At 60.9% G+C, this 24580-nt stretch carries 27 protein-coding genes (1 of these 27 only partly in view); 4 read left to right on the top strand and 23 right to left on the bottom strand.

Annotation, left to right across the window (positions count from 1 at the left end; all coding sequences use genetic code 11):
- Positions 1 to 1388, top strand: partial view of an ABC-F family ATP-binding cassette domain-containing protein gene (locus JDW18_RS02565; RefSeq protein ID WP_218242205.1) — the 3' portion only. 508 nt of this gene lie to the left of the window's left edge; the window shows 1388 of its 1896 coding nt (coding positions 509–1896); its start codon lies beyond the left edge, outside the window; the stop codon is at positions 1386 to 1388.
- 123 nt (positions 1389 to 1511) lie between these two features.
- On the opposite strand, the gene JDW18_RS02560 is transcribed toward JDW18_RS02565, so the two are convergent.
- The 7 genes from JDW18_RS02560 to JDW18_RS02530 all read right to left on the bottom strand — a co-directional run bounded on the left by JDW18_RS02560 (position 1512) and on the right by JDW18_RS02530 (position 7972).
- Positions 1512 to 2621 carry a protein-glutamate methylesterase/protein-glutamine glutaminase gene (locus JDW18_RS02560; RefSeq protein ID WP_218243750.1) on the bottom strand — a complete coding sequence of 370 codons (1110 nt, stop codon included), beginning with the start codon at positions 2619 to 2621 and terminating at the stop codon, positions 1512 to 1514.
- A 16-nt stretch (positions 2622 to 2637) separates the two neighbouring features.
- A complete protein-coding gene (gene cheD, locus JDW18_RS02555) occupies positions 2638 to 3342 on the bottom strand; it encodes a chemoreceptor glutamine deamidase CheD (protein WP_425514792.1) in 705 nt (234 codons plus the stop codon).
- Positions 3343 to 3393: 51 nt separating this feature from the next.
- Positions 3394 to 4302, bottom strand: a complete 909-nt coding sequence (locus JDW18_RS02550; RefSeq protein ID WP_425514769.1) for a CheR family methyltransferase — start codon at positions 4300 to 4302, stop codon at positions 3394 to 3396.
- A gap of 17 nt (positions 4303 to 4319) precedes the next feature.
- On the bottom strand, positions 4320 to 4808 hold the full coding sequence (locus JDW18_RS02545) for a chemotaxis protein CheW (protein WP_218242203.1): 489 nt from the start codon (positions 4806 to 4808) through the stop codon (positions 4320 to 4322).
- 61 nt (positions 4809 to 4869) lie between these two features.
- Positions 4870 to 7077 carry a chemotaxis protein CheW gene (locus JDW18_RS02540; protein WP_218242202.1) on the bottom strand — a complete coding sequence of 736 codons (2208 nt, stop codon included), beginning with the start codon at positions 7075 to 7077 and terminating at the stop codon, positions 4870 to 4872.
- A gap of 43 nt (positions 7078 to 7120) precedes the next feature.
- On the bottom strand, positions 7121 to 7483 hold the full coding sequence (locus JDW18_RS02535; protein ID WP_218242201.1) for a response regulator: 363 nt from the start codon (positions 7481 to 7483) through the stop codon (positions 7121 to 7123).
- A gap of 42 nt (positions 7484 to 7525) precedes the next feature.
- Complete coding sequence (locus tag JDW18_RS02530; protein ID WP_218242200.1) at positions 7526 to 7972, bottom strand: hypothetical protein; 447 nt, start codon at positions 7970 to 7972, stop codon at positions 7526 to 7528.
- 118 nt (positions 7973 to 8090) lie between these two features.
- Here JDW18_RS02530 and JDW18_RS02525 point away from each other — a divergent pair, with 118 nt between their 5' ends.
- Entirely contained in the window at positions 8091 to 9212 is a 1122-nt protein-coding gene (locus JDW18_RS02525) for a hybrid sensor histidine kinase/response regulator (protein WP_218242199.1), read from the top strand.
- A gap of 55 nt (positions 9213 to 9267) precedes the next feature.
- A complete protein-coding gene (locus JDW18_RS02520) occupies positions 9268 to 9897 on the top strand; it encodes a response regulator (RefSeq protein WP_218242198.1) in 630 nt (209 codons plus the stop codon).
- 376 nt (positions 9898 to 10273) lie between these two features.
- Here the strand turns inward: JDW18_RS02520 and fliR are convergent, their stop codons facing one another.
- From fliR to fliF, 13 genes are all read right to left on the bottom strand, one after another.
- Positions 10274 to 11038 carry a flagellar biosynthetic protein FliR gene (fliR, locus tag JDW18_RS02515; RefSeq protein ID WP_218242197.1) on the bottom strand — a complete coding sequence of 255 codons (765 nt, stop codon included), beginning with the start codon at positions 11036 to 11038 and terminating at the stop codon, positions 10274 to 10276.
- Positions 11035 to 11304, bottom strand: a complete 270-nt coding sequence (gene fliQ, locus JDW18_RS02510; RefSeq protein WP_218242196.1) for a flagellar biosynthesis protein FliQ — start codon at positions 11302 to 11304, stop codon at positions 11035 to 11037. Before fliQ ends, fliR begins: the two co-directional genes overlap by 4 nt.
- Before the next feature lie 18 nt (positions 11305 to 11322).
- Positions 11323 to 12084 (bottom strand): flagellar type III secretion system pore protein FliP, encoded by a 762-nt coding sequence (gene fliP, locus JDW18_RS02505; protein WP_218242195.1) that lies wholly within the window; start codon positions 12082 to 12084, stop codon positions 11323 to 11325.
- Positions 12077 to 12472: a FliO/MopB family protein gene (locus JDW18_RS02500; RefSeq protein WP_218243748.1), complete on the bottom strand. Its 396-nt coding sequence runs from the start codon at positions 12470 to 12472 to the stop codon at positions 12077 to 12079. Before JDW18_RS02500 ends, fliP begins: the two co-directional genes overlap by 8 nt.
- Positions 12473 to 12524: 52 nt before the next feature.
- The gene (gene fliN / locus JDW18_RS02495; protein ID WP_218242194.1) at positions 12525 to 12959 is read right to left on the bottom strand and encodes a flagellar motor switch protein FliN; all 435 of its coding nucleotides are present in this window, start codon (positions 12957 to 12959) and stop codon (positions 12525 to 12527) included.
- Complete coding sequence (fliM, locus tag JDW18_RS02490) at positions 12949 to 13953, bottom strand: flagellar motor switch protein FliM (protein WP_218242193.1); 1005 nt, start codon at positions 13951 to 13953, stop codon at positions 12949 to 12951. The genes fliN and fliM overlap by 11 nt, the downstream gene beginning before the upstream one ends.
- A gap of 15 nt (positions 13954 to 13968) precedes the next feature.
- Complete coding sequence (locus tag JDW18_RS02485) at positions 13969 to 14520, bottom strand: flagellar basal body-associated FliL family protein (RefSeq protein ID WP_218242192.1); 552 nt, start codon at positions 14518 to 14520, stop codon at positions 13969 to 13971.
- 176 nt (positions 14521 to 14696) lie between these two features.
- Positions 14697 to 16028, bottom strand: coding sequence for a flagellar hook-length control protein FliK (locus JDW18_RS02480; RefSeq protein ID WP_218242191.1), 1332 nt, complete (start codon positions 16026 to 16028; stop codon positions 14697 to 14699).
- A 2-nt stretch (positions 16029 to 16030) separates the two neighbouring features.
- The gene (gene fliJ / locus JDW18_RS02475) at positions 16031 to 16495 is read right to left on the bottom strand and encodes a flagellar export protein FliJ (RefSeq protein ID WP_218242190.1); all 465 of its coding nucleotides are present in this window, start codon (positions 16493 to 16495) and stop codon (positions 16031 to 16033) included.
- Between the two features lie 23 nt (positions 16496 to 16518).
- Entirely contained in the window at positions 16519 to 17922 is a 1404-nt protein-coding gene (gene fliI, locus JDW18_RS02470; protein WP_218242189.1) for a flagellar protein export ATPase FliI, read from the bottom strand.
- Positions 17919 to 18740: a FliH/SctL family protein gene (locus tag JDW18_RS02465; protein WP_218242188.1), complete on the bottom strand. Its 822-nt coding sequence runs from the start codon at positions 18738 to 18740 to the stop codon at positions 17919 to 17921. The genes fliI and JDW18_RS02465 overlap by 4 nt, the downstream gene beginning before the upstream one ends.
- Positions 18733 to 19728, bottom strand: coding sequence for a flagellar motor switch protein FliG (gene fliG, locus JDW18_RS02460; protein ID WP_218242187.1), 996 nt, complete (start codon positions 19726 to 19728; stop codon positions 18733 to 18735). Before fliG ends, JDW18_RS02465 begins: the two co-directional genes overlap by 8 nt.
- A gap of 146 nt (positions 19729 to 19874) precedes the next feature.
- The gene (gene fliF, locus JDW18_RS02455; RefSeq protein WP_218242186.1) at positions 19875 to 21587 is read right to left on the bottom strand and encodes a flagellar basal-body MS-ring/collar protein FliF; all 1713 of its coding nucleotides are present in this window, start codon (positions 21585 to 21587) and stop codon (positions 19875 to 19877) included.
- Between the two features lie 172 nt (positions 21588 to 21759).
- Between fliF and fliE the strand changes: the two genes are divergently transcribed.
- A complete protein-coding gene (gene fliE / locus JDW18_RS02450; RefSeq protein ID WP_218242185.1) occupies positions 21760 to 22068 on the top strand; it encodes a flagellar hook-basal body complex protein FliE in 309 nt (102 codons plus the stop codon).
- A 222-nt stretch (positions 22069 to 22290) separates the two neighbouring features.
- On the opposite strand, the gene JDW18_RS02445 is transcribed toward fliE, so the two are convergent.
- The 3 genes from JDW18_RS02445 to fliD all read right to left on the bottom strand — a co-directional run bounded on the left by JDW18_RS02445 (position 22291) and on the right by fliD (position 24517).
- Positions 22291 to 22590 carry a flagellar protein FliT gene (locus tag JDW18_RS02445; RefSeq protein ID WP_218242184.1) on the bottom strand — a complete coding sequence of 100 codons (300 nt, stop codon included), beginning with the start codon at positions 22588 to 22590 and terminating at the stop codon, positions 22291 to 22293.
- 4 nt (positions 22591 to 22594) lie between these two features.
- Positions 22595 to 23008, bottom strand: a complete 414-nt coding sequence (gene fliS / locus JDW18_RS02440; RefSeq protein WP_218242183.1) for a flagellar export chaperone FliS — start codon at positions 23006 to 23008, stop codon at positions 22595 to 22597.
- A gap of 93 nt (positions 23009 to 23101) precedes the next feature.
- The gene (gene fliD / locus JDW18_RS02435; protein ID WP_218242182.1) at positions 23102 to 24517 is read right to left on the bottom strand and encodes a flagellar filament capping protein FliD; all 1416 of its coding nucleotides are present in this window, start codon (positions 24515 to 24517) and stop codon (positions 23102 to 23104) included.
- Positions 24518 to 24580: the final 63 nt, after the last annotated feature.

The raw sequence follows: 24580 nt of genomic DNA, 5'->3' as shown, positions 1-24580 counted from the left end.
TGGATGAGCCTACCAACCACCTGGATCTGGACTCTATTGAGTGGCTGGAGGAGTTGCTGATTGCCTTCAAGGGCAGCGTCATCACCATTACCCACGACCGCAGCTTTCTGGACCGCATTGCCACACGCATTGTGGAGCTGGACCGGGGCATTTTGCGCACCTATCCGGGCAACTTCTCCCAGTACGTGCTGCAAAAGGAAGAGCAGCTGGCACAAGAGGCGGTCATCAACGCCAAGGCCGACAAGTTGCTGGCTCAGGAAGAAGTCTGGATTCGCAAAGGCGTGGAAGCCCGCCGCACTCGCAGCCAGAGCCGTATTACCCGATTGCAGGAACTGCGGGCCAGCCGTGCGCAGCGCCGTGATGTACTGGGCGGTGTGAACATGGATATCGCTTCCGGCAAGGGCGACGGCTATCAGGGCAAGATCGTGGCCGAGCTGACAGATGTCAGCAAGTCGTTTGGCGAAAAGAATATTGTTCAGAAGTTCAGCGGCACCATTTTGCGTGGCGACAAGGTGGGCCTGCTGGGCCCGAATGGCGCTGGCAAGACGACGCTGCTGAAGATGATTCTGGGCGAACTGGCCCCCGACAGTGGCACGGTGCGCCTGGGCGGCAATCTGCAGGTGGCCTACTTTGACCAGATGCGCCATCAGGTCGATCTGAATGCCACGCTGGAAGACTTCATCAGCCCCGGTAGCGAGTGGATTGAGATTGGCAACCAGAAAAAGCACGTCAAGAGCTATCTGGCGGACTTTCTGTTCTCGCCTGCGCGTGCGCATTCCCCCGTGGCATCACTGTCTGGCGGCGAGCGCAACCGCTTGCTGCTGGCGCGTCTGTTTGCCCGCCCCGCCAATGTTTTGGTGCTGGACGAGCCGACCAACGACCTCGACATCGAGACGCTGGACATGCTGGAAGAGCTGCTGCAGAACTATGACGGAACCGTGTTCCTGGTCAGCCACGACCGAACTTTCCTGGACAACGTGGTGACCAGCACCATTGCCTGGGAAGGCCCGGGCCACTGGCGTGAATACGAAGGCGGTGTGACGGACTGGATGGAGCAGTCTCGCCGCAGCAAGGCAATTGCCGAAGCGGCGCAGGCCAAGGCGCCCGCCAAGGAAGAAGCCAAGCCTGCAGCCCCCGTTGCCACAGCAGCCCCTGCAGCGGCAGCGCCCAAGAAGAAGCTCAGCTACAAGGAGCAGCGCGAGCTGGAAACCCTGCCCGCCACCATCGCTGCACTGGAAGCCGAGCAAAAGCAGATTCAGGATGCGCTGGCCGATGGCAGCCTGTTTGCCAGTGACAACACCAAGGCCGTTGCCATGCATCAGCGCGATGCAGAGATTGACGAAGCGCTGATGGAAGCGCTGGAGCGCTGGACGGCGCTGTCTGAATAAGCCAAGACCTATTCAACAACATCAATAAGGAGAGCGCCTTGCGCTTGCCTCTCTTGGGTTTCAGTGCTTAAAGCATTTCAACTCATTAGACGGCAAGCGCAAGGCGCTCATTTTTATATGTAATCAGATGCGGTGGTGCACCTGATCGGATCCGCCACGCAGCTTGCTCAATAAGGCAGGGGCAACCTGCGGCAGGGGCAGCACCTCATCGGCGGCCCCATGCGCAATGGCTTCGCGGGGCATGCCGAAGACGATGCAAGTGCTTTCGTCCTGAACCAAGTTGTAGCTGCCAGCGTCACGCATCTCGCGCATGGCGATGGCGCCATCCGCGCCCATGCCGGTCAGCATGATGCCGTAGGCATTGCGCCCGGCATTGGCCGCCACCGACTTGAACAGCACTTCCACCGATGGCTTGTGGCGGTTCACTGGCGGCGCATCATCCACCACAGCCACATAGTTGGCACCACTGCGGGTGATGGAGAAATGCTTGCCGCCCGGTGCGATATAGGCGTGACCGGGCAGCAGACGCTCTCCGTGCACAGCCTCCTTGACCGTCATCTGGCACAGACTATCGAGGCGCGCCGCGAAGCTGGTGGTAAAGCCTGGCGGCATATGCTGGGTAATGACAATGGCCGGGCAGTCTGCAGGCAGATGGGTCAGAACCTCACGGATCGCCTCGGTTCCACCGGTTGATGCGCCAATGGCGATGATTTTTTCTGTGGAAATACGGCCCAGCAAGCCCGAAAGCGGCGCTGGCCGAGGCGCTGCAGCGGGCCGGCTGGCAGCGCCAGCCGCAACGCCACTGGGCGCAACCGCCAGCCGCCGCACCTGGGCAACCGCAGCCACCCGGATTTTGTCCACGATCTGACTGGCCAGTTCCTGCAGGCCATTGGCCACACCCACACGGGGCTTGGCCACAAAATCGATGGCACCCAGTTCAAGGGCGCGCATGGTGACTTCAGCGCCTCGCTCGGTCAGCGTGGAAATCATCACGACCGGCATGGGGCGCAGACGCATGAGACGGCCCAGAAAATCAATGCCATCCATGCGGGGCATTTCCACATCCAGCGTGATCACGTCCGGGTTCAGCTCACGAATCATCTCGCGGGCAATCAGCGGATCATTGGCCGTGCCAATGCACTCCATATCGTGCTGCCGATTGATGATCTCCGCCAGCAGACTGCGCACCAGTGCGGAGTCATCCACCACAATCACCCGGATTTTTGGCTTTATCAACGCTCAACCTTCCTCAAAACAAGTCCACCGACCCGCCGGCTGTCTTGCGCGCCACAACGGCGGCACTGCCACGGCTGATCTCCTGCTGCACCAGCGCTTCGGGATGGGCATGGGCCAGTCGCTTGACCATGGCCTTGCCTGTGGACGGGAAAAAAACTACCTTGCGCGGATAGATGTCCAGCACGTCCTGAGAGACGATGGGAATGCGCTCGGTCTGCAAGTATTCGGTGACGAATGCGGTATTGCGCTCGCCCACATTCATGGTGGTGAAGTTAGCCATGACCTGGCCGCCGCCAAAGATCTTGGCCTGCATGGATTCACGCCGGGCACCCAGCTTCAGCATTTCGTTGATCAGCAGTTCCATGGCGTAAGAGCCATAGCGCCCCGAAACATCGCTGCTGTCGCCATCCGGCAGCATGAAATGGTTCATTCCCCCCACGCGCATGCTGCGGTCCCACAGACAGGCAGCAATGCAGGAGCCCAGCACGGTCACTATGGCCATCTCCTGGCGGGAGACGAAATACTCCCCCGGCAGAACCTTGGCGGCACTGAGCTGAAAATGCGGGTCGAAGTAGAAGAACGATGCTTCACCATTCTGGCGCGGCTGGCGCTTGAGCTGCTCCAGCGTGGCCACCGGCGCCACGCCCGCCGGATCGGGATAGTCCGCAGCGCTATAGCTGTGCATGCGCATGGCGGCACGGCGCTCCGCATGCACCATGGATTCACCCCGTGGCGGGTTCAGCATGCGGCAGCCCTCCGCAGTTCAGCTTCACTGGCGCTCATAGACGGTCTTGCCCTTGAGTGCGAACAGATCGCGCGAATCGCTGAAATTTTCAGCATGCCCCACAAATAGCAGGCCACCGGGCGACATCACCTTGTGAATGCGCTCCAGCACGCGGCGCTGAGTGGGGGCGTCAAAGTAGATCATCACGTTGCGGCAGAACACCACATCGAAGGGCTCGCGAAATGCGTAGTCCCCGGCAATCAGGTTGACATTGATGAAATCCACCATGCGCCGGATTTCAGGCTTGATGCGCACCATGCCGGAATTGGCCGATCGCCCGCGCAAGAAAAACCGGTGCAGGCGCTCTGTGCTGACCCCTTTGAGGTTTTCCGCACGATAGACCCCATGCGAGGCCACTTCCAGCACCCGCGAGTCAATATCGCTGGCCGTCAGCGCAAGGCTGGTCGATGCGCCCAGGCTCTCCACAGCCGTCATCAGAATCGAGTACGGCTCCTCCCCTGTCGAGGCGGCGCTGCACCACACCTTCCAGCCACTGCCTGCGGGCTTATGGCTGCGCAGGTGCTGGGCAAGAATCTCGAAATGGTGCGCTTCGCGGAAGAACGAGGTCAGATTGGTCGTCAGGGCATTGACGAACTCCTGCCACTCCGGCCCATCGTTGATGGATTCCAGCCAGTCCAGATAGCTGGCAAAGCTGTCATGCCCGGTATCACGCAGCCTGCGTGACAGGCGGCTGTACACCATGGCGTGCTTGCCATCGTGCAAGCTGATGCCTGCGCGCTTGTAGATCAGCGCCTGCACTCTGGAAAAGTCGCGCCCGGACCAGGCGAACTCGCGCCCCTGCGCCAGCGGGCCCAATGCATTTCCCAGTGGAGCATCAGCCTCAGCCGGTTTTCTGGCGGCCAAGGAGGAAGGGTGTCGGTCCGAGTTCAGCACATTGATTCCGGTACCAATCAGGCTTCAGAGGCCACCAGGCCCATATCGACGTTGCCCATGAGCTTTTCAATGTCCAGCAGGATCAGCATGCGCTCGCCCACCGAGCCCAGACCCAGAATGCAGCCGTTGTCGATGGCGCTTTCGATATCGGGTGCAGGGCGAATCGCTTCGGCCGCCAGCTCCATCACATCGCTGACCGAGTCCACCACGATGCCCACCACGCGGTTGCGCAGATTCAGGATGATGACCACGGTGAAGGCGTTGTATTCCACCTCGGAGCAGTTAAAGCGCAGGCGCATGTCCACGATAGGCACGATGGTGCCGCGCAGATTGACCACGCCCTTGATGAACTCGGGCGCATTGGCAATGCGCGTGGGCTGCTCGTAGCCACGAATTTCCTGCACCTTCAGGATGTCGATGCCGTATTCCTCTTCGCCCAGGCGGAAGGTCAGATACTCGCGTGCGCCGGTGGCCACGCCTGCTGCAGTCTTGTTGGTCTGGTTCATTTCAGCTCCTTGCGGCCTCAGGCCATGCGGATAGATTGTTTGGCGTTGCGCTGGCTGCGCTTCAGTGGCGGGTTCGGCGCACCAGGGCGCCGGTGTCCAGAATCAGGGCGACAGAGCCGTCGCCCAGAATGGTGGCCCCGGAAACATTGGGCACCTTGCGGTAGTTGCTCTCCAGGTTTTTCACCACCACCTGATGCTGGCCCAGCAGCTCATCGACCAGCAAGGCCACCCGGCTGCCATCGGCCTCGACCACCACCATGATGTTGCTGGTCTTGCTTTCATCAGCGCGCGGCACCTGGAAAGTGCGCTCCAGCGCAATCACCGGCATGTATTCGTCGCGCACCTTCACCAGCTGCGTGCCGTTGGCCACGGTGTTTACATCGTCGGGGTTGACCTGGAAGGACTCGACCACCGAAGACAGCGGCAGGATATAGACCTCGTCCTCCACCCCGACGGACATGCCATCCATGATGGCCAGGGTCAGCGGCAGTCGCACCGCCACCTTCATGCCCACACCGGCGACGGACTCAATCTCCACCGTACCACCCAGCGAGGTGATGTTTCGTTTGACCACGTCCATGCCCACGCCGCGGCCCGACACATCAGTGACCACTTCAGCGGTAGAAAAGCCGGGCGCGAAGATCAGTTGCCAGACTTCGCTGTCAGGCATGGCATCAGACACGTCCATGCCGCGCTCGCGTGCCTTGCTCAGAATCTTTTCGCGGTTCATGCCCTTGCCGTCGTCCCGCACCTCAATGACGATGGAGCCGCCCTGGTGCGATGCCGCCAGCGTCAGTGTGCCGTTTTCCGACTTGCCCGCGGCCAGCCGGTCTTCCGGCATCTCGATACCGTGGTCCACGCTGTTGCGCACCAGGTGGGTCAGCGGGTCAGTGATCTTTTCGACCAGCCCCTTGTCCAGCTCGGTGGCTTCGCCCAGGGTGATGAGGTCAATCTTCTTGCCCAGCTTGCCCGCCAGATCGCGCAGCATGCGCGGGAAGCGGCTGAACACGGTGGACATGGGAATCATGCGGATCGACATCACCGATTCCTGCAAGTCCCGTGTGTTGCGGTCCAGATCAGCCAGCCCCGCCAGCAGCTGCTGATAGGTCGTGGGGTCCAGCCCCTGGCTGTTCTGCGCCAGCATGGCCTGGGTAATCACCAGCTCGCCCACCAGATTGATGAGCTGATCCACCTTCTTCACATCCACACGGATGCTGGTGGACTCCATATGCGCGGCCGCTGCCTTGGGCGCAGCTTTAGAAGCACTTTGAGCCGCTGCCGCCGTACCAGATTGGGCTACATGCTCTGCATTTGAGAGCATTCCCGGCGCACCGGGCGCGCCAGCGAAAAAGCCGTAAGACTCCTCCACAGGCAAATGAATGGACGGAACCACGCTTTCGTCCGCAGTGGTCTCGGCAGCAGCCGTCTCTACTACGGCAACAGCGGCGGGCTCGGCCGCAGCGCTGATCTGCACCTGCTCCTTGGCCACATGAAAGACGAAGAGATCGCGCAGTTCATCGTCTGTGGATGCAGTCTTGACCAGAAACAGCCGAAAGCCATCAGCAGCGCCGGGCAGATCCTGAATCGTGCCCAGGCCGGGGATGTCGCGGAACAGCTCCTTGATCGCGTCACCCATCTCCAGCTGGCTCAGCGGGCCAATATGGATATGCAGCACACGCGCACCAGCCGGTGGCTCGGTACCCACCACCGCGCTGGAAGTTGCAGCTTCGGCCTGCGGCGCGGTGACGGGAGCGGCCTCCTGCACCACGGCAGGTGCCGAAACAGGGGCTGCAACAGCTTCTGCCACAGGGGCCTCAGCGCCAGCACGGCTGACCTGAGGGATTTCCGTCAGGCCCTGCGCCAGCGATTCGATGCGCACCACCAGCTCTGCGGTGGACATGGGCTCGCCCTCGCCACCGGCCTGATGGCGGGCCAGCAGGCTGCGGCTGGCGTCGGCAGATTCGAGCAGCACATCGACCATGGCAGGTACAGGCGTGATTTCATGGCGACGCAGACGGTCCAGCAGGGACTCCATGCGGTGCGTCAGCTCGGTGACATCCGAGAAGCCAAAGGTGGCAGCGCCACCCTTGATGGAGTGGGCGCAGCGAAAGATGCCGTTGAGTTCTTCGTCGTTGGCGGCAGACAGGTCCAGGCTGAGCAGCATCTGCTCCATCTGGTCGAGGTTCTCGCTCGCTTCCTCGAAAAAGATTTGATAGAACTGGCTCAGGTCAAAGTCTGCGCCCGCGCCATCCTGGTGTAAGTCCGCCATGGTGATTCCTGCTGTTGTTCTGGTTTATCGGCTTGTTATCGGCTTAGCGCAGCACTTTTTGAATGACTTCGATCAAACGATTGGGATCAAAGGGCTTGACCAGCCATCCCGTGGCCCCCGCCGCGCGGCCAGCCTGCTTCATCTGGTCGCTGGACTCCGTGGTCAGAATCAGGATGGGCGTGCCCTGAAACTTGGGGTCTTCGCGCAGCTTGCGGGTCAGGCCTATGCCATCGAGACGCGGCATGTTCTGGTCGGCCAGGACCAGATCAATGTTCTCTGTCTGCGCTTTTTCCAGCGCATCCACTCCGTCGACGGCTTCCACCACCTTAAAGCCAGCCCCGGTCAATGTGAAAGACACCATCTTTCGCATCGAGGGGGAATCATCAACAGCCAGAATCGATCGCATGTACAGCTCCAACAGATGGGCAACAGGAAATAGGGGAAAAGATCAAAACAGCTCCACGGAGCCTGCATCCATCTCGCTTTGCGTGACGGGATTGGGTTTGTCGGGCAACTGGGGCAAACAGGCTGGCCCGTCTTCCTCCTCATCAATGCCCATGGTGGCCGCCCCCAGCCGCAGCGCACAGGCCTGCAGGGTGCTGGACATATGAGCAATGAGCTGAGAGGACATATCGTGAAACTGCAGCTCGGTCACCGCACGGCGCAGCGCCTCGCGGGCGCCCTCCAGCGCACCGTCCACGGATTTGCTGGAATGCGACAATTGGCCATTGGCCTCGTCAAAGCGCTGCAGCAGATTCTGCGTGGCATGGTCGAGCAGCCCCTCAAGACGCTGCAAGTCACGCAGCGTGACGAGCAATGCATCTTGTAGCTCCGCAGCCACCATGACAGGCATGGCAACTGCAGGCTCACCCGATGGGTTTTGCGTTGTCTGCATTGTTACTCCAACAGCGATTGACATTGCACGACGGGCTGCCCGCCATGCCCTCTGCAAAGAATTGGCTCCAGTTCACTGACGCGGCTCTTTGCTCACGACCAGACAACTTTTGCCCACCATGTTCCAAAATGTATCTAATGATAGCGCCCTTGGCTATGCGCAATTGCAGGAACAGAGCGTGAACATCCTTCATATAGAAGACTCCCCCGCCGATCAGACCCTGGCCCGCCTGAGCCTCAAGCGCGGGCAACTGGCCTGCCAGATCACGGTGGCTGACAGCCTGCAGGCCACCCAGGCTGCGCTGCAGGCGCAGAATTTTGACTTAATCCTGGCCGACTATCACCTGCCGGGGTTTACCGCGCTGGACGTCTGGGACATCGTGCGCCAGCAGCCCGAGCATCCTCCCTTTGTACTGCTGTCTGGCGCCATCGGGGAGTCTGCAGCGGTGGACATCATGCGGCTGGGCATCAGCGACTACCTGCTCAAGGACCAGATCAACAGCCTGCCCCATGTGGTGCAGCGCGCCATGGAGGTGCACGAGGCCCGGCGCGCCCGCCGCCGCGCCATGCAGGAGCTGGCGGCCTCTGAAAAGCGCCTGGCCGAGCTGACCGAGCACCTGCACACCAGTATCGAGCAGGAGCGCGCCAGCATCTCACGCGAGATTCACGACGATATCGGCGGTTCACTGACTGCCGTCAAGTTCGACTTGGCCTGGATGCAGCGCAACAGCCCCGAAGGGGCGCTGCGCGAACATGCCCAGAATGCACTGCAGATGCTGGAGCACGCCCTGGGCGCCAGCCAGCGCATCATGCAAAACCTGCGCCCGCCCGTGCTGGACCAGGGGCTGCTGGCTGCCATTCAATGGTTGGCCCAGGATTTTGAGCGCCGCACCAGCATTCCGGCCCGGCTGCATGTGCACTGCCAGCAGGCCGACTTTGCACCCGCACTTCAGGTCGTGGTCTATCGCACGGCGCAGGAAGCCTTGACCAATATCAGCAAATACGCGCAGGCCAGCCAGGTCACGCTGGAGCTGTCCGACCATGAAGGTTTTTTGACACTGGAAGTAACAGATAACGGGGTAGGCATGAGCGTGCAAGACCGCGCAAAGCCCCAGTCCTTCGGCCTCAAAGGCCTGAATGAGCGCGCACGTACCGTACAAGGCTGGTTGGATGTAAGCAGCCAGCCCGGACGGGGAAGCTCTATCATCCTCACCATTCCTCTGGCAGTTATCGAAATATGAGCACCCTGCACTTGCTCGTATTGCGGCTGCCGACTGTTTTCATGGGAGAGCGACTTTGATCCATGTGGTGCTATGCGATGACCATGCCATCTTGCGAAGAGGCATACGCGACACCTTGGCCGAAGCCACCGATATCCGCGTTACCGCCGAGGCCGGCAGCTATGCCGAGCTGCGCGAAGCCCTGCGCGACGCTGCCTGCGATGTGATGCTGCTGGACATCAATATGCCGGGCCGCAACGGCCTGGAGGTGCTGGCCAGCGTGCGCGAAACGCATCCACAGATTCGCGTCATCATGGTCTCCATGTACCCCGAGGACCAGTACGCGCTGCGCAGCATCAAGGCCGGCGCGGCAGGCTATGCCAACAAGGCGGGCGACCCCATGCAGCTGATTGAGGCCGTGCGCACCGTTCATGGCGGGCGCAAGTATCTGACGGCAGAAGTGGCTCAGATGCTGGCCGACAGCCTGGCCCAGCCCGCAGCGCCCGTGCCGCACGAGGCCTTGTCAGAGCGCGAGATGCAGACCCTGCTGAAAATTGCCAGCGGCCAGAAGCAGACCGATATTGCGCAGGAGTTGATGCTCAGCCCCAAGACCGTAAGCGTGTACCGCGCCCGCGTGCTGGAAAAGCTGGGCATGAGCAGCAATGCCGAGCTGACGGCTTATGCCATACGTAATAGGCTGATTTAACCCCCTGAGCGGCTTTGCCGCTTCCCCCTAGCCGGGCGCCCCTTTCTCTACGCGCTGCGCGCTACGGAAGGGGGACGACAGCCTAGCTGCGGGGCGGCCCTTGCTCGCTGTCCCTGGGTTGGGACACGCCATTTTTGAAGAAATTTGGCCCTAACGCTTATCTATATTGCGCAAGCAGCTATCAAACTTGATAGTTTCTCTTCAGCCTCACCCTTTCTCTACGCGCTTCGCGCTATGGAAAGGGGCGTCAGCTTCGCTGCGCGGCGGCGCTTGCTCGCTATCTCTCTATTGGGAGCGTGCCAGTTTTGAAGGAATCTGGCTCTAGCGCTTATCCATATTGCGCAAGCAGCTATCAACTTTGATAGTTTCTATTCAACTAAACGCCAAAAGTCGCCATGCCTTTTTGCAGCAAGGCCACCAGCGGCTGCTCCAGCAAGGGCAAGGTTGCAGTCAGGCCCAGCAGGCCCACAGTCAGCGTGACGGGAAAGCCCACGGCGTAGATATTCATCTGCGGCGCAACGCGGGAGATGATGCCCAGCACCAGGTTGACGAACAGCAGCATGGCAATCATGGGCAGGGCAATCCAGAACGCGCTGGCAAAAACGGCTCTGCCCATCTCATGAATGCGCATCTGGGCAATGGCCTGCATGAAGTTGCCATCTACCGGAAAAGCCTCAAAGCTCTTGAGCACGGCCATCAGCACCAGCAGGTGGCCGTTGATGACGATGAACAGCAGCGTGGCAATCTGCACCATGAAGCGCGCCACGGCGCTGAGCTGGGCGTTGCTGGTCGGGTCAAAGAACGAGGCAAAGTTCAGCCCCATCTGCAAACCCACCACTTCACCGGCCACTTCCACCGCGGCCATCACCAGCCGCACGGCAAAGCCGACGGACAGGCCCACCACAATCTGCTGCACCAGCGTGCCCAGCGCCTGCGGCGAGGCAATGCTGACCACGGTCTGATCGCCCAGCGTTGGCTGCGCGCACAGCGCAATCAAGAAAGCCAGCCCCACCTTGAGCCGCATGGGAATGGCTTTTTGCGAAAACACCGGCGCCGTGGTGAACAGCGCCAGCACACGCACAAAAGGCCAGATCAGCGGCGACAGCCAGGCGGCAATCTGCGCTTCGCTAAAAGAAATCACCCGACGGCTCCGGGGATGCCTTCAATGGTTCGACGGATGAAATCCACCAAGGTGGACAGCATCCATGGCCCGGCCACGGCAAACACGGCCACCGCTGCCAGCAGCTTAGGCACAAAGGCCAGCGTGGCCTCATGCACCTGGGTCACCGCCTGAAAGACGCTGACCAGCAAACCCACGCCCATGACCACACCCAGCACAGGCATGGAAATCATCAGCAGCAAAGTCAGTGCTTCGCGCCCAAAGGTCAGAACAAATTGAGAAGTCATGACTTTCCTTGCGCTTCGCTAGACCGCAAAACTTGCGGCCAGCGACCCAATAATTAAATTCCAGCCATCCGCCAGCACAAACAGCATGAGCTTGAACGGCAAAGCCACCAACACCGGCGACAGCATCATCATGCCCAGCGACATGAGGATGGAGGACACCACCATGTCGATGACCAGAAACGGAATAAAGATCATGAAGCCGATCTGGAAGGCCGTTTTCAGCTCACTGGTCACAAAAGCGGGCACCAGCACACGCAGCGGTGCGGTTTCGGCGGTAACGCTCGCATCCAGTTTGGCCAGGCGCTTGAACAGGGCAAAGTCCGACTGGCGCGTCTGCTTGAGCATGAAGCCACGCATAGGCGCCTCGGCTTTTTCAATGGCCTGCTCGAAGCTGATGCTGTTCTGTGTATAGGGCAGATAGGCTTCCTGATAGACCTTGTCCAGCGTGGGCCCCATCACAAACATGGTGAGGAACAGCGAAAGGCCGATCACCACCTGATTGGGCGGCGCCGACTGCGTGCCCAGCGCCTGGCGCAGCAGGCTCAGCACAATGACGATGCGGGTAAAGCCCGTCATCAACAGCAAAATGGCGGGAAGAAACGACAGCGCTGTAAAGAACAGCAGTGTCTGAATAGGCACCGAATAGCTATTGCCGCCTGCGCCCTGCCCCACCAGCAAAGGCAGGCTGGCTGGCGCACCCTGCGCCGCTGCCACCAGCGGCAGGGCCAGAGCAGCCATTACTGCGGCACGCATCGCGGTGCGCGGTACAAACTTAGACATTTCCAGAATTCCGGGCCGAGTCACCCGCCTGTGCGCGCATCAGTGAGTCGGTGAACGAGGCAGGGTTCGGCGGGTTTGCTACATAAGGGTGAGCAGCTTGCGCAGGCGCAGACTGGGCTTGCAGCACATGCAGGCATTGAATCTGCTGCGCGGTCACGCCCAGCACCAGGCGCACGGCTTCATCGCCTTCGCCCACTTGCACGGTTACTACACGCTGCTGCGGGCCGATGGCCAGCGAGCCCAGCACCTGCTGCTGCAGCGGCGCCGCACCCCGCGCCATACCCATGCCACGGGGCAGCAGGTTTTTCTGCTGCAATCTGCGCACCAGCCAGGGCAGGCATGCCATGGCCGCCACAAACAGCGCCACCAGAATCAGCGTGGGCCACATAGACGGCGCGGCTGTCACAGCAGCCGTGCTGGCGGCAGCGCCTGCTGCGCCTTCAACCACGGCTGACCCGGCGCAGGCGCTCCGACGGCGTGACCACGTCCGTCAGGCGAATACCAAACTTGTCATTGACCACCACCACTTCGCCCTGTGCGATGAGGTAGCCATTGACCAGCACATCCATGGGCTCACCGGCCAGCGCATCCAGCTCCACCACCGAGCCCTGGGCCAGCTGCAGAATGTATTTGATCGGCACCTTGGTGCGACCCAGCTCCACGGACAGTTGCACTGGAATATCCAGCACCATATTGATGTCGTGCACCGGCACATCGCCAAAGCTGCGTGCGGCGTCGCCGCTCAGCGGGCCGCCCTGCTCGGACATATCCGGGCCGGATGCAGCCTGATCGTGCTGACGCTGTTCTTCCAGCGCCTCGGCCCAGCCGGAGAACGGATCATCGCCCGCGGGCTTGTTGGTGTCTTCAATTGCCATGCTTCTCTCCCATCCAGCCTGAATCGCCGCCGCGCAGGCTGCGCTCCACGCGGATTGCATATTTGTCGTTGTGCGTGCCGTACTGGCACTCGAAAACCGGCACCCCGCCGATGGAGGCGCGAATCAGCGGCTCACGGTCCAGTTCGATGAAATCGCCGGGGCGCATGGCCAGCAGTTGCTCCACCGTGGCGTCCGCCCGTGCCAGCTCGGCCACCAGCGTGACCTCGGCAGCCTGAATCTCTCGCGTCAGCACCTTGACCCAGCGGCGGTCCACCTCGATGGCATCGCCCTGCGTCGATGAATACAGCACATCACGAATCGGCTCCAGCGTTGCATAGGGCATGCAGATATGGATGGAGCCGGTGATATCACCAATCTCCAGCTGGAACGCGGTGGAGACCACGATTTCGCTGGGCGTGGCGATATTGGCGAACTGCGGCTGCATTTCCGAGCGCTGATAGGCCAGCTCCAGCGGATAAATGCCATGCCAGGCCTTTTTGTATTCCTCGCAGATCACATTGACCAGGCGGTTGATGACGCGCTGCTCAGTGGTCGAAAAATCACGCCCTTCAATGCGGGTCTGCAAGCGGCCCGTGCCGCCGTACAGCGTGTCAATCACGCCGAACACCAGCGATGGCTCGCACACGATCAGACCATTGCCGCGCAGCGGGCGAATGGCCATGATGTTGAAATTGGTGGGCACCGCCAGCTCGCGCAGGAACGCGCTGTAGCGCTGCACCGTCACCGTGCCAACGGAGACTTCCGGGCTGCGGCGAATGAAGTTGAACAGGCCAATGCGGAAATTGCGGGCAAATCGCTCATTGACGATTTCCATGGTGGGCATGCGCCCACGCACGATGCGTTCCTGGCTGGAGATGTCGTAGTTGCGGATCTGGCCCAGATCGACTTCCACCACCTCGGAGCGCTGGCTTTCGCCGGTAACGCCTTCCAGAAGAGCATCAACCTCTTCCTGAGAGAGAAAAGAATCGCTCATGCAGCGCCTCCCTGCTTACTGGATGATGAAGCTGGAAAACAGCACGCGACGCACCGGGCTCTTGCGGCTGGCGCGAGGGCGGTCTTCGTCGGCGTCTTCATCGTCACGCGCGCGCTTCTTGGCGTTCGCGCCAAAGCCCAGTGGTGCGGACACTTCTTCCAGAATGTCGGCAGCCAGCTTTTCCTTGCCTTCACGGGCCAGCAGCTCATCGGCAGTGCGCTGTGACACCAGCATCAGAATGCCGTTGCGAATGCTGGGCAGGTATTGCTTGACGGTAGATGCCGTCTTCTCGTCGGCCAGCTCCAGCGTAATGCCCAGCTGCACAAAACGGTCGCCACCGGGGTCAGACAGGTTGGCCACCATATTGTCCAGCGGCAGAAAGGTGGGCACGGTGGCCTTGGCGGAGACTTCTTCTTCAGCACCGTCCACACTGCTGTGCTGACGCTGCATCATCAACACATAGGCCGCTGCAGCCACGATGGCCAGCACGGCAATGATGGCCACGATGACAATCAGCTTCTTGCTTTTCGCAGGAGCGGCAGGTGCGACATTGGGGTTGGCTGACACGGCGGAATTTCCTCAAGAGTGAGGGACTGCAACCGCCCCGCAGCCATTGCTGCGACACAGAAGGTCCACGCCTGAATTATTCGCCGTCCGCCTCCTGCACCATTGCCGGAATAAAAGCGCGAATCCCGGCTTGATTCACGCATCGCCAGCCCCGCTGACGCCAGTTCACAGCCTTGTCAGACGAACAAATCCACGCCAGATTGCGTATTTCTGGTTGCATTTGATACTGCAGTTCCCGCCACGCCTGCCATGTCTGCGGCCACCGTCACTCGCGCCGTTCTGGCCTGCGCGGGCTGCTGATCGGCACTCTGGCGGCCAGAGCCGGAATCCGCTGACCCGGCATCCACGCTGACGCCACTCAGACTCAGCCCCTGCGACTGCAGCAATTCACGCAGTTGCGCCTGGCCATCGGCCAGCAACTGGCGCGCCTGCGCGTCATCAGCAGCAAAGCGCACATGCGCTTCCTGGCCGTTGAGCTGCACCTGCACCTGAATCGGCTTGCCTTCGTGCTGAATGGAGACCGAGGCATTCTGTGTCTTCTGGTGCACCCAGAAGGCCACTTGCTCGGAGACTTCCTGCTCACGCTCCGTCGGCGCAGCATCCTGGCCCGCCAGGTTCTGCCCAAAATCCGAAGCGTTCTGCCCACCGCCCTGCATGCCTGCGCTGGCCGCGCCCATGGCAGCCCCAACGGCAGCGGCAGCGGCCGCCGCCAGCAAATCATGCGGGCCTTGTGTGCCACCGGCCTTGTTTACAGCGCCTTCTTCCTGCTGCGGCGACCTGGCGGCACGCAGCAAGTCCTTGAGTCCGTCCAGCGTCTGCGGCTGCACCGTCGTCATGCCTTGCAGGCTGATGCCCTGCGGCGACTGAACCACAGGCTTGTGCAGCGCCGCATCGGCACGCACAGACAAGGCGTTCTTGCCATCGTCGGGCTGCGCGCTCTGGCTTTCGGCCTGCACCTGTGCGGCATCTTCCTGCACTTGCGGCTGGGCTGTCGCTTCCATATTCATAGCTGCCTGCGCTTGATCCACCTGGACTTGAGGCATATTGGACTGCAATTCCTTGCCCATGAACGCTGCATGCGCCCCGGAACTGCCCGCATCACCCACCTGCAAAGCCTGGCGGTGCGCCAGCTGCGTGGCCTGACCCCGCCCGGAGAGAAAATCTGTTGCTGCGCCCTGGCGCATATCGACATCGCCCTGCCCATCCAGCTGCGCAGTCTGCGCAACCAGACTCATCCAGGGCGCATGCCCCTGCGCCGCCAGCAGCGCGTCCTGCTCGCTCAGGCCGGGCAAGGCCGTCTGTTCATCCTGCGCCGTGGTCGATGTTGCGGTCGTCGCTGGCTGCAAGCCATTCATTGCAAAGCCGTCCAGCGCCGCCAGAAGCGATGAAAAGCCCTGCCCTTGCTCCCCGGCTGCAGCATTGCTTTTGGCAGATGCCATTGCCTGTGCCGAAGCCTTGCCGGTACGTGGCTCGCTGCTGCGAGAGCTGTCAATTCTGGTGTCCGCCATCGTCAGATCTCCTGGAGCTGCAGGCCGAAGCTGCGCCGAAAAAAGGCCATGGCGGCGCGCTCATCGGTCTCCTTTTGCTCGCGCCGCATCTGCACCAAAGCCATGTCGCGCTTGCGGGCCTGCACCACTTTCTGCAGGCTGGTTACGCGCAGCTCCGCTGCCAGCAAGGCCTGACGGGCGGTTTCCAGACGAATGTCCTGATCAGCCACCACACGGGTCTGCAAGCCAATGGCGTGCTGCAGCCGCTCCATGAACTGATACTGGTGGTGCATCACTTCGGGCTGCACAGCCAGACCTTCCTGCGCCCCCCAGCGGGCCTGCATTTCACCCACATAGCCCTGCAACTGATCCATCTGGGCCTGCGCGGCCTGCTGGGCGCGCTGGCGTTCCTGCATGGCGGTGCGGGCAGCATCACGTTTGCGCTCTGCAGCTTCAATAGCGACGTTCAAGGCATTCAAGGACGACATCTGCGACTACTCCCTCTGACGGATCAATGCTGCATGGCCTGCGCCATGCCGCTCAGGCTTTGCTCCATGCTGGAGCTCTCAAACATGCTTTGCTGCAGAAAACTGCTCATCGCTGGCTGCAGCGCAATGGCTTCATCCAGTTGCGGGTCAGACCCCGGCACATAGGCGCCGACCTGCACCAGATCGCGCCCCTTCTGGTAGCGCGAATAGACGGCGCGAAAGCGGCGGGCCAGTTCAAAGTGCTCACGCGAGACCACGTTGTGCATGACGCGCGAAGCCGACTGCTCGATATCAATAGCGGGGTAATGCCCCGTCTCGGCCAGCGCACGCGACAGAACAACGTGGCCGTCCAGAATGGCGCGGGCCGCATCGGCAATCGGGTCCTGCTGGTCATCGCCTTCAGACAGCACGGTGTAGAAGGCCGTGATCGAGCCCACGCCATGCAGGCCGTTGCCGCTGCGCTCCACCAGCGCGGGCAGCTTGGCAAAACACGATGGTGGGTAGCCCTTGGTCGCAGGCGGCTCGCCAATGGCCAGGGCAATTTCGCGCTGTGCCATGGCGTAGCGGGTCAGCGAATCCATGAGCAGCAGCACATGCTTGCCCTTGTCGCGGAAATGCTCGGCAATTGCCGTGGCGTAGCTGGCACCCTGCATGCGCAGCAGCGGCGGCGCATCGGCGGGGGCCGCCACCACCACAGCGCGGCTGCGGTCCTGCGCGCCCAGAATGTCTTCAACAAATTCCTTGACTTCGCGGCCACGCTCGCCGATCAGGCCCACCACAATCACATCGGCCTGTGTGTAGCGCGCCATCATGCCCAGGAGCACCGACTTGCCCACACCCGAGCCTGCAAACAGGCCCAGACGCTGGCCGCGGCCTACCGTCAGCAGAGAGTTCAGCGCCTTGACGCCGGTGTCCAGCGACTCGCGCACGGGGTCGCGGTCCATGGCGTTGATGGGATTGCGATCCAGCACCTCGGGCACCACGCCATCCAGTGCGGGGCCGCGATCCAGCGGCACGCCTTGCGAATCCACCACACGGCCCAGCAGGCCATCCCCCATGGGCAGGCGCAGCACGCCCACCGTCTGGCTGATTTTTTCGCCTTGTTCCACACCCAGCTGGGGCACAGGAATAAAGGGCGCAGCAGGCACCACCATGGCACCGCTGGACAAGCCCTGAATATCGCCCGCAGGCATCAGATAAGCACGTTCACCGGCAAAGCCGACCACCTCGGCCAGCACAGGCTCCTGCCCAGCTTGGTGAATATGGCATTGCGCGCCCACGGGCACGCGCAGGCCCGAAGCCTCCAGCACCATGCCCGTCAGCTTGGTCAAGCGGCCCTGACATTCCAGCGGCACAGGCTGGGCGTAGCGCGCTCTGGCCTGGCTTATGAATTGCGGCCAGAGGTTGCCGCCCAGTTCGCTGCTCATGCCTTGTCCCCGTCATACCAGGTGGACACCAGGCCCAGCGCAGCCACGGCACGGCGCCAGCGCTTTTCCACGCTGCCGTCAATTTCGGCACCACCGCATTCAACCTTGACATCGCCTGTGCCAATGGCGGCATCGCCCACCCACTGAATGCGGCTGTGCGCGCCATGCTCTGTGCGCAAAGGCTGGTCCAGCACTTCAAAGTCGGCAGGGTTCAGGCGCACGGTGACGGGCCGGCTTTCATCGACCAGCATGTCCAGCGCTTCGCGAATCACGGGCAGCAAGGCCTGGGGCTGGCTGCGCAGCTCCTGGCGCACCACCTGGCGGGCAATATCGCAGGCCAGATTCAGCAGCTCCTGCGCCATGCCGGACTGCATCTGCTTGAAGTTCTCGTCCAGCGACTGCAGCACATGGTCCACGCGCTGCGCGCTCTCGCGGCCTGCGCCGTTGATATGGTCGTCCAGACGCTGCTGCCACTGCTGCTGCGTCTGCGTGCGGCCTTCGCTCAGGCCCTGTGCATGGCCTTCGGCACGCGCCTGATCCAGCATTTGCTGCAGCTGGGCTTCATCAAATGCGGGCGCCTCTGGCTCTTGCGACGCCTCATCCGCCACCTCAGGCTGGGGCGCTGGCTGATGGGCTATCGATGGCGAAAAGCCGTTGAAATGCATGCCTGCGGGCACAAAGGCTGCCGGCTGGGCGGGCGTGAAAGTGCCGCCCTGTCCATCCACCGCACCAAAGCGCCACTGCACCACGGTGCTGTTGTCGATCTCTTCCTGCGGAATAAAGCGCGAGTGGGTGCGCGGTGGCTGGCCGTTAGACATAGCTGTCCTCCGCACCGCTGCCAATGGTTACCTGGCCTTCTTCCACCAGACGACGCACGACCTTGAGAATTTCCTTCTGCTGCGCTTCCACTTCGGACAGGCGCATGGGGCCGCGGCCTTCCAGATCTTCGCGCAGCGACTCGGCCGCACGCATGGACATATTGGCCAGAATCTTGTCGCGCACTTCCATCGAGCCGCCCTTGAGCGCCACGATCAGCGTCTCGGACACCACCTCGCGCAGCACCAGCTGCACCGAGCGATCGTCGAGCTTGACCAGATCGTCGAAGACAAACATCTTGTCCATGATCTTCTGTGCCAGCTCGGGGTCGTAATGGCGAATGGAATCGAGCACTGCCACATCGGCATTGCCGCCCAGCTGGTTGAGCATTTCGGCCGCTGTCTTGACACCGCCCAGCGAGGTCTTGCGCACCTTGTCGCCACCGGCCAGCACCTGAAACAGCACCTCGTTCAAGTCCTTGAGCGCAGCGGGCTGAATGCCTTCCAGCGTGGCCACGCGCAGCATGACTTCGCTGCGGAAACGGTCGGGGAACTGCATCAGCACAGCGGCTGCCTGCTCATACTCCAGATGCACCAGAATCGCTGCCACGATCTGTGGGTGCTCTCCGCGCAGCAGCTCTGCCACTGACAGAGGGTCCATCCACTTCAGGCTTTCAATGCCCGAGATATCACCGCCCTGCAAGATACGATCGATCAGCAGCGCAGCCTTGTCATCGCCCAGCGCCCGCTTCAGAACCGAGCGCACATAGTCGCTGGCGTCATCCACCAGCAAGCTCTGCGAAGCCGCATCGCTGGTGAAGCGGTCGATCACAAAATCCACCTTGTCACGCGTCACGCCACGCATGCGCGCAATCGTCTCGCCCAGCTTCTGCACTTCCTTGGGCGTCAGATGCTTGAACACCTCAGCCGCCTCTTCCTCTCCGAGGGAGACCAGCAAGATGGCAGCGTCGTTCAAACCTCTATCGTCCATATTCACAACTCTCTTTCAATGACTCAACTGCCACAAGCGAGGGATGCCGAGCAAGGGCCGCCCCGCCGCGAGGGCATCGTCCCCCTTCCATAGCGCGCAGCGCGTAGAGAGAGGAGGAAGGCGCAAAGCGCCTCAGGGGGTGACTTCTATCCCTCGCCGTTTATCCAGGTCTTCACAATATTCGCCACCGCAATCGGGTTCTGCTTGGCCAGGCTGCGCGCCTGGTCCAGTCGCTGCTGCTCCTTGGTGGGTGTCAGCTCGGTCGCTGGAGCTGGCAACGCGGGGCGATCGAGCTGTTCGGCCTCAATCGCATTGAGCTGGCTGCCCGGCGCAGACTTGCGGCCCTTGAGCATCGGGCGCACCAAGCCCAGCAGCACCAGCGCACCAAACAGTGCCAGCGCAATCGGCACACCAAGGCTCTTGGCCATGGCCTGTGCTTCAGGGTCTTTCCACAGAGGCAGTTCTGCAGGTGCAGCGCTGCTTTCCATAAACGGCGCACTGACCAGATTCACCGAGTCACCACGGTCGGAGCTATAGCCCACGGTCTCGCGCACCAGCGTCAGCAATTGCTCTTGCTGCTGCGCGCTCAAAGGGCGCATGCCAGCGCTGACCGCTGCGGCATTGGCAGCAGTTGCCGCATCACCGCCAGCAGGCACTGCCAGCGGCGCATTGATGACCACGGCGGCTGTCAGGCGCTTGATATTGCCGGAGCTGCCACGGGTGACCTTGACGGTCTTGTCTACTTCATAGTTGGTAATGGATTCGCGCTTGCTGCCCTGGCCACGGCCCTGACCCTGGCCGCCATCAGCCGCCTGAGGTGCAGGATTGGCGCCATTGATGGGCGCAGTGGAGTTCTGTGGTGGCTGATTGCTGGTGGCACCAGGCACACCAGTGGGCGGCACGGCGGTCTTTTCAGCATTGGTTTCCATCACCTGCTGGCTGCGCACTGCACCGCCATCAGCGGCCTGATTGGGGCGGTGCTGCTCCGAAGTCGATTCGGTCTGGCTGAAATCCATCTCTGCCGAAACCTGGGCCTTCACATTGTTCTTGCCGACCACGGGCTCCAGAATGTCCAGAATGCGGCGCACATATTGCTGCTCTACCTGCTGGGTGTAGAGGAACTGCTGCATGTCCACGCTGCCGGCACTGCCGTCGGGCGACTGCGACAGCAGCTTGCCCGTGTCATCCAGCACGCTGACGGCGGTGGGCTCCATCTCAGGCACGCTGGATGCCACCAGATGCACGATGCCAGCGATCTGCGCACGATCCAGCACACGGCCAGGGTGCAAGCTCAGCAGCACAGAGGCCGAAGGCTTTTGCTGCTCGCGGAAAAATCCATTCTGATTGGGCAGCGCCAGATGCACGCGGGCGCTTTGCACGGCGTTCAGCGCCAGGATGGAACGGGTCAGCTCCCCCTCCAGCCCGCGCTGAAAATTCAGGCGCTCCTGAAACTGCGTAATGCCGAATTTGCTGTTTTCCATCAGTTCGAAACCAGTGACCGAGCCCTTGGGCAGGCCTTGCGTGGCCAGCTTCAGCCGCACATCGTGCACACGGTCGGCAGGAATCAGGATGGAGCCGCCGCCCTCGCTGTACTTGTAGGGCACGTTCATCTGCGTCAGCTGCGCCACGATGGCGCCGCCATCCTTGTCGCTGACATTGGCAAACAGCAGCTTGTAATCGGGCTGGCGATAGAACATCGCCGCCGCCACCAAGCCCACTGCAACCAGCGCCGCAAGCGCACCCCAGCGCAATCGCTGACCGCGATCGAGCGTATTCCAGCGCTGCGCAAGCGCAGGGCGTGCCGGCTGCGCCGAGCCGGGCATGGCATTGGGGACAGGGATTTCAGCAACAGCAGACATTTGAATTCCAAGGTGTCAGACCCCACACGAGGTCTAGCGTCCTGTGGATTATTCGGATTCAGGCCCGGCGCGTTCCCCCGATAAGCGCGCCGTTTCCCCCATTTATCCCCCGTCTGTTGCCTGCGGAAAAACCTAGGATTGCGGCAATCAATCTTCCAAGCTGGAACTACTTATGGACCTCAAGATCCCTGCTCTTTCCCCCGCCCAGCTGGGCAGCCAGCTTGGCAAAGTCAGCGGCTCGCCATCTCCCGTCGCCGCCGGCGGCTTTGGTCAAGCCCTGCAAAGCGCACTGCAATCGGTCAGCAGCACACAAAACCATTCCAGCGAACTGCAGCGCCAGGTGCAGCTGGAAAACTCCGCCGTCAGCCTGGAGCAGACCATGGTCGCCATGCAGAAGTCGCAGATCGGCTTTCAGGCCACGCTGCATGTGCGTAACCGCCTGGTGCAGGCCTATACCGACGTAATGAATATGCAGGTGTGAGCACATAGCCCACGCCTCAGAATTGCCCTCCAAGGCTTGCCCGCATGTTGTGATGACATGCGGGCTTTTTATTGGCTCGACGTCCAACTGAGATTCAAAATCAATAGCTGCAGCCGCCTACCTGCATTGAGCCACAACCCCTTTTGACTCCAACCCCATAGAAAAAGCCCTGATGCATCACTGCAGCAGGGCTTTGTTATTTCGTTGTGATGCCGTTGGCGATCAATGCATCACATGCGGCTGACCATCGAACATATGTTCAAAGCTTGCCAGCCAAGGCTCGGCCAGCACACGAATCTGGGCATCGTTGCTCAGAATGCGCTGCATGATGCGTGCCTTCTCCTTGCGCAGCTCAGGCTCCAGCTTTTCATCCTTCGAGCGAAAACGCAGTTGCTCGATCAGCACAGCACAAGTGCCCTCATAGCGCGCAACACCGTCCCAGTCCTTGTTCTGGGCAGCCTGCAGCATCTTGGCACTGCTCTCCTCAATGGCGCGGTAGTAATCGATCAATGTGTGCTCCATTTTTTTAAGCGCCAGCGGGTGCCGGTGCATTTGTTATCTCGTTCCAGCCTTGTGCAACCGTTCCCACCAGGCCCGCCACCTCATCCACCATGGCCAGATCATTGCGAGCATTTGCCAGCGTCAGGCGGGTCGTGCAATAGTCATAAAGCGCGGCCAAGTTTCCTGCCAGCTCACCGCCTTTTTCGCGATCCAGAGCACTGAGCAAGCCCTCTTGCAAAATGCGTACGGCCTTGCCGATATGGCGCACTTTTTCATTGATATCGCCGCGCTCTATGGCTCCACGGGCTGCATTGATAGACGCGAGCAAACCATCAAACAGCATCTTGATCAACTGCTGAGGCGATGCGCTGTCCACCACGGATTGCACACCCACCTGACGGTAAGCCGACATTGCGCGCGCATTGGCTGGGGAAAACATCACAAAACTCCTTCGCTGCAGTTTCTCAAATTACTGCCTTTGTTATCGGCAGACTCAGAGGGGAATTAAGCCCTATCTGCAGGTTTCAAGCGATTAACTGGTGGATTTATTCCACGTAGTGACTTGCTGCGAAACATAGGTGTCCAGCGCTTTCAAGCTGGCCATCTGCGTGTCCAGACGCGAATACTGGGCCCGCAGGCGCGCCTCATAGTTCGTGACTCGCGTGGTCTGCTTGTCCTGATCTGCGGTATTGCGCTTGAGAGCGTCTTTGAGCGTATTGTCTTTGGTGGTAAAGGTTCCATCAGTGGACAGCAGCCCTGTCGTGAAATCCTTCAGGCGCACTGCAAAGCCATCCTGATTCGCATCATCAACATCCGCAGTAAAGAACTTGGACAGACTCTCGGGATCTTTCAACGCCTTATCCAGCTTGGTGTCGTCAATCTTGAGTGTTCCATCCTTCTGGAACGCAAGTCCGATCTGAGACAAACTGCTGAACTCACCACCACTACCACCTGGGCCCGACAAGATACGGCGCATTGCCGACTGCAGGTTCACTGCAGTGGAGTCGCCCTGCAGGGTGCCCGCAGTTTTGGTGTCCTTGTCGTAAGCCGTCATGGTGGTCAATGCACTACTGAGGGCGTTATAGGACTCCACCAGGTTCTTGAGCGCAGTCTTGGCCGTCGCAGTGTCATTGGCAATGGTGATGCGCACCGGTGCATCGGCGTCCGCCATCTTCTGCGAAACCGTCAAAGTTACACCTGCAGCGACCTCTTCAAACACATTGGTGTGCGAAGCCATCTGAATACCGTTAATGGTCGCCAGCGTGTCTTTGGCCTCCACAGAGCGCGTCATTTTTCCATCGGTGCCGCCGTAGGCAAACTGCTGCAAGCCAGCACCCTCTGCCTCCACCTTGAAAGCCGAGTTCACACCCGTCGTCTTGGACTGCAGCACCAGTCGCTCGCCCGTGTGATCCTTGAGCACCGTGGCACTCACATCACCCTTTTCCGCATTGATCTTGGCAGCGATCTTGGCCAGAGAATCGTCCGCTTCAGTGATATTCACACTAAAGCTCACATCCTTGCCATCCTTGGTATTGGCCGTGAGCCCGCTCTCACCCCAAGTCCCCATGGTGAAAGTCAGCGTGCCTGAGCCGAGCTCAGTAGCGCTAGTGACCAGACCAGAGCCAATCGTCTGCCCTGCCGCCATCTGCGACACCTTGACGTCGTATGTTGCCTGCACAGCACTGGAGGTGGCCGTGCCCGTAACCAGTGTCGAATTGGAAGAGGTCAACGTGTTACCCAGCCAGGTCGCGGGCTTTGCAAGCTTGACCACCTGGTCCTGCAGATTGGAGATTTGCGACTTCAACTGGCTAAAAGCCGATATCTGGGTATTGATACCACTGGCCTTGGTCTGCAAAGCAGTAATGGGCTTGGACTCCAGCGCCACCAATTGCTTGACGATGGTTTCCACATCCAGACCACTGCCGATACCCACTGAGCTGATAGCCATACAAAACTCCCTCTGCACAAACACCTGTGCGCGCAGCAGGCACGGTTTGCGTCATTGAACAAA

Source organism: Comamonas fluminis (assembly GCF_019186805.1).
Classification (GTDB): domain Bacteria; phylum Pseudomonadota; class Gammaproteobacteria; order Burkholderiales; family Burkholderiaceae_C; genus Comamonas; species Comamonas fluminis.
This window is presented reverse-complemented; position numbering and strand designations above follow the sequence as displayed.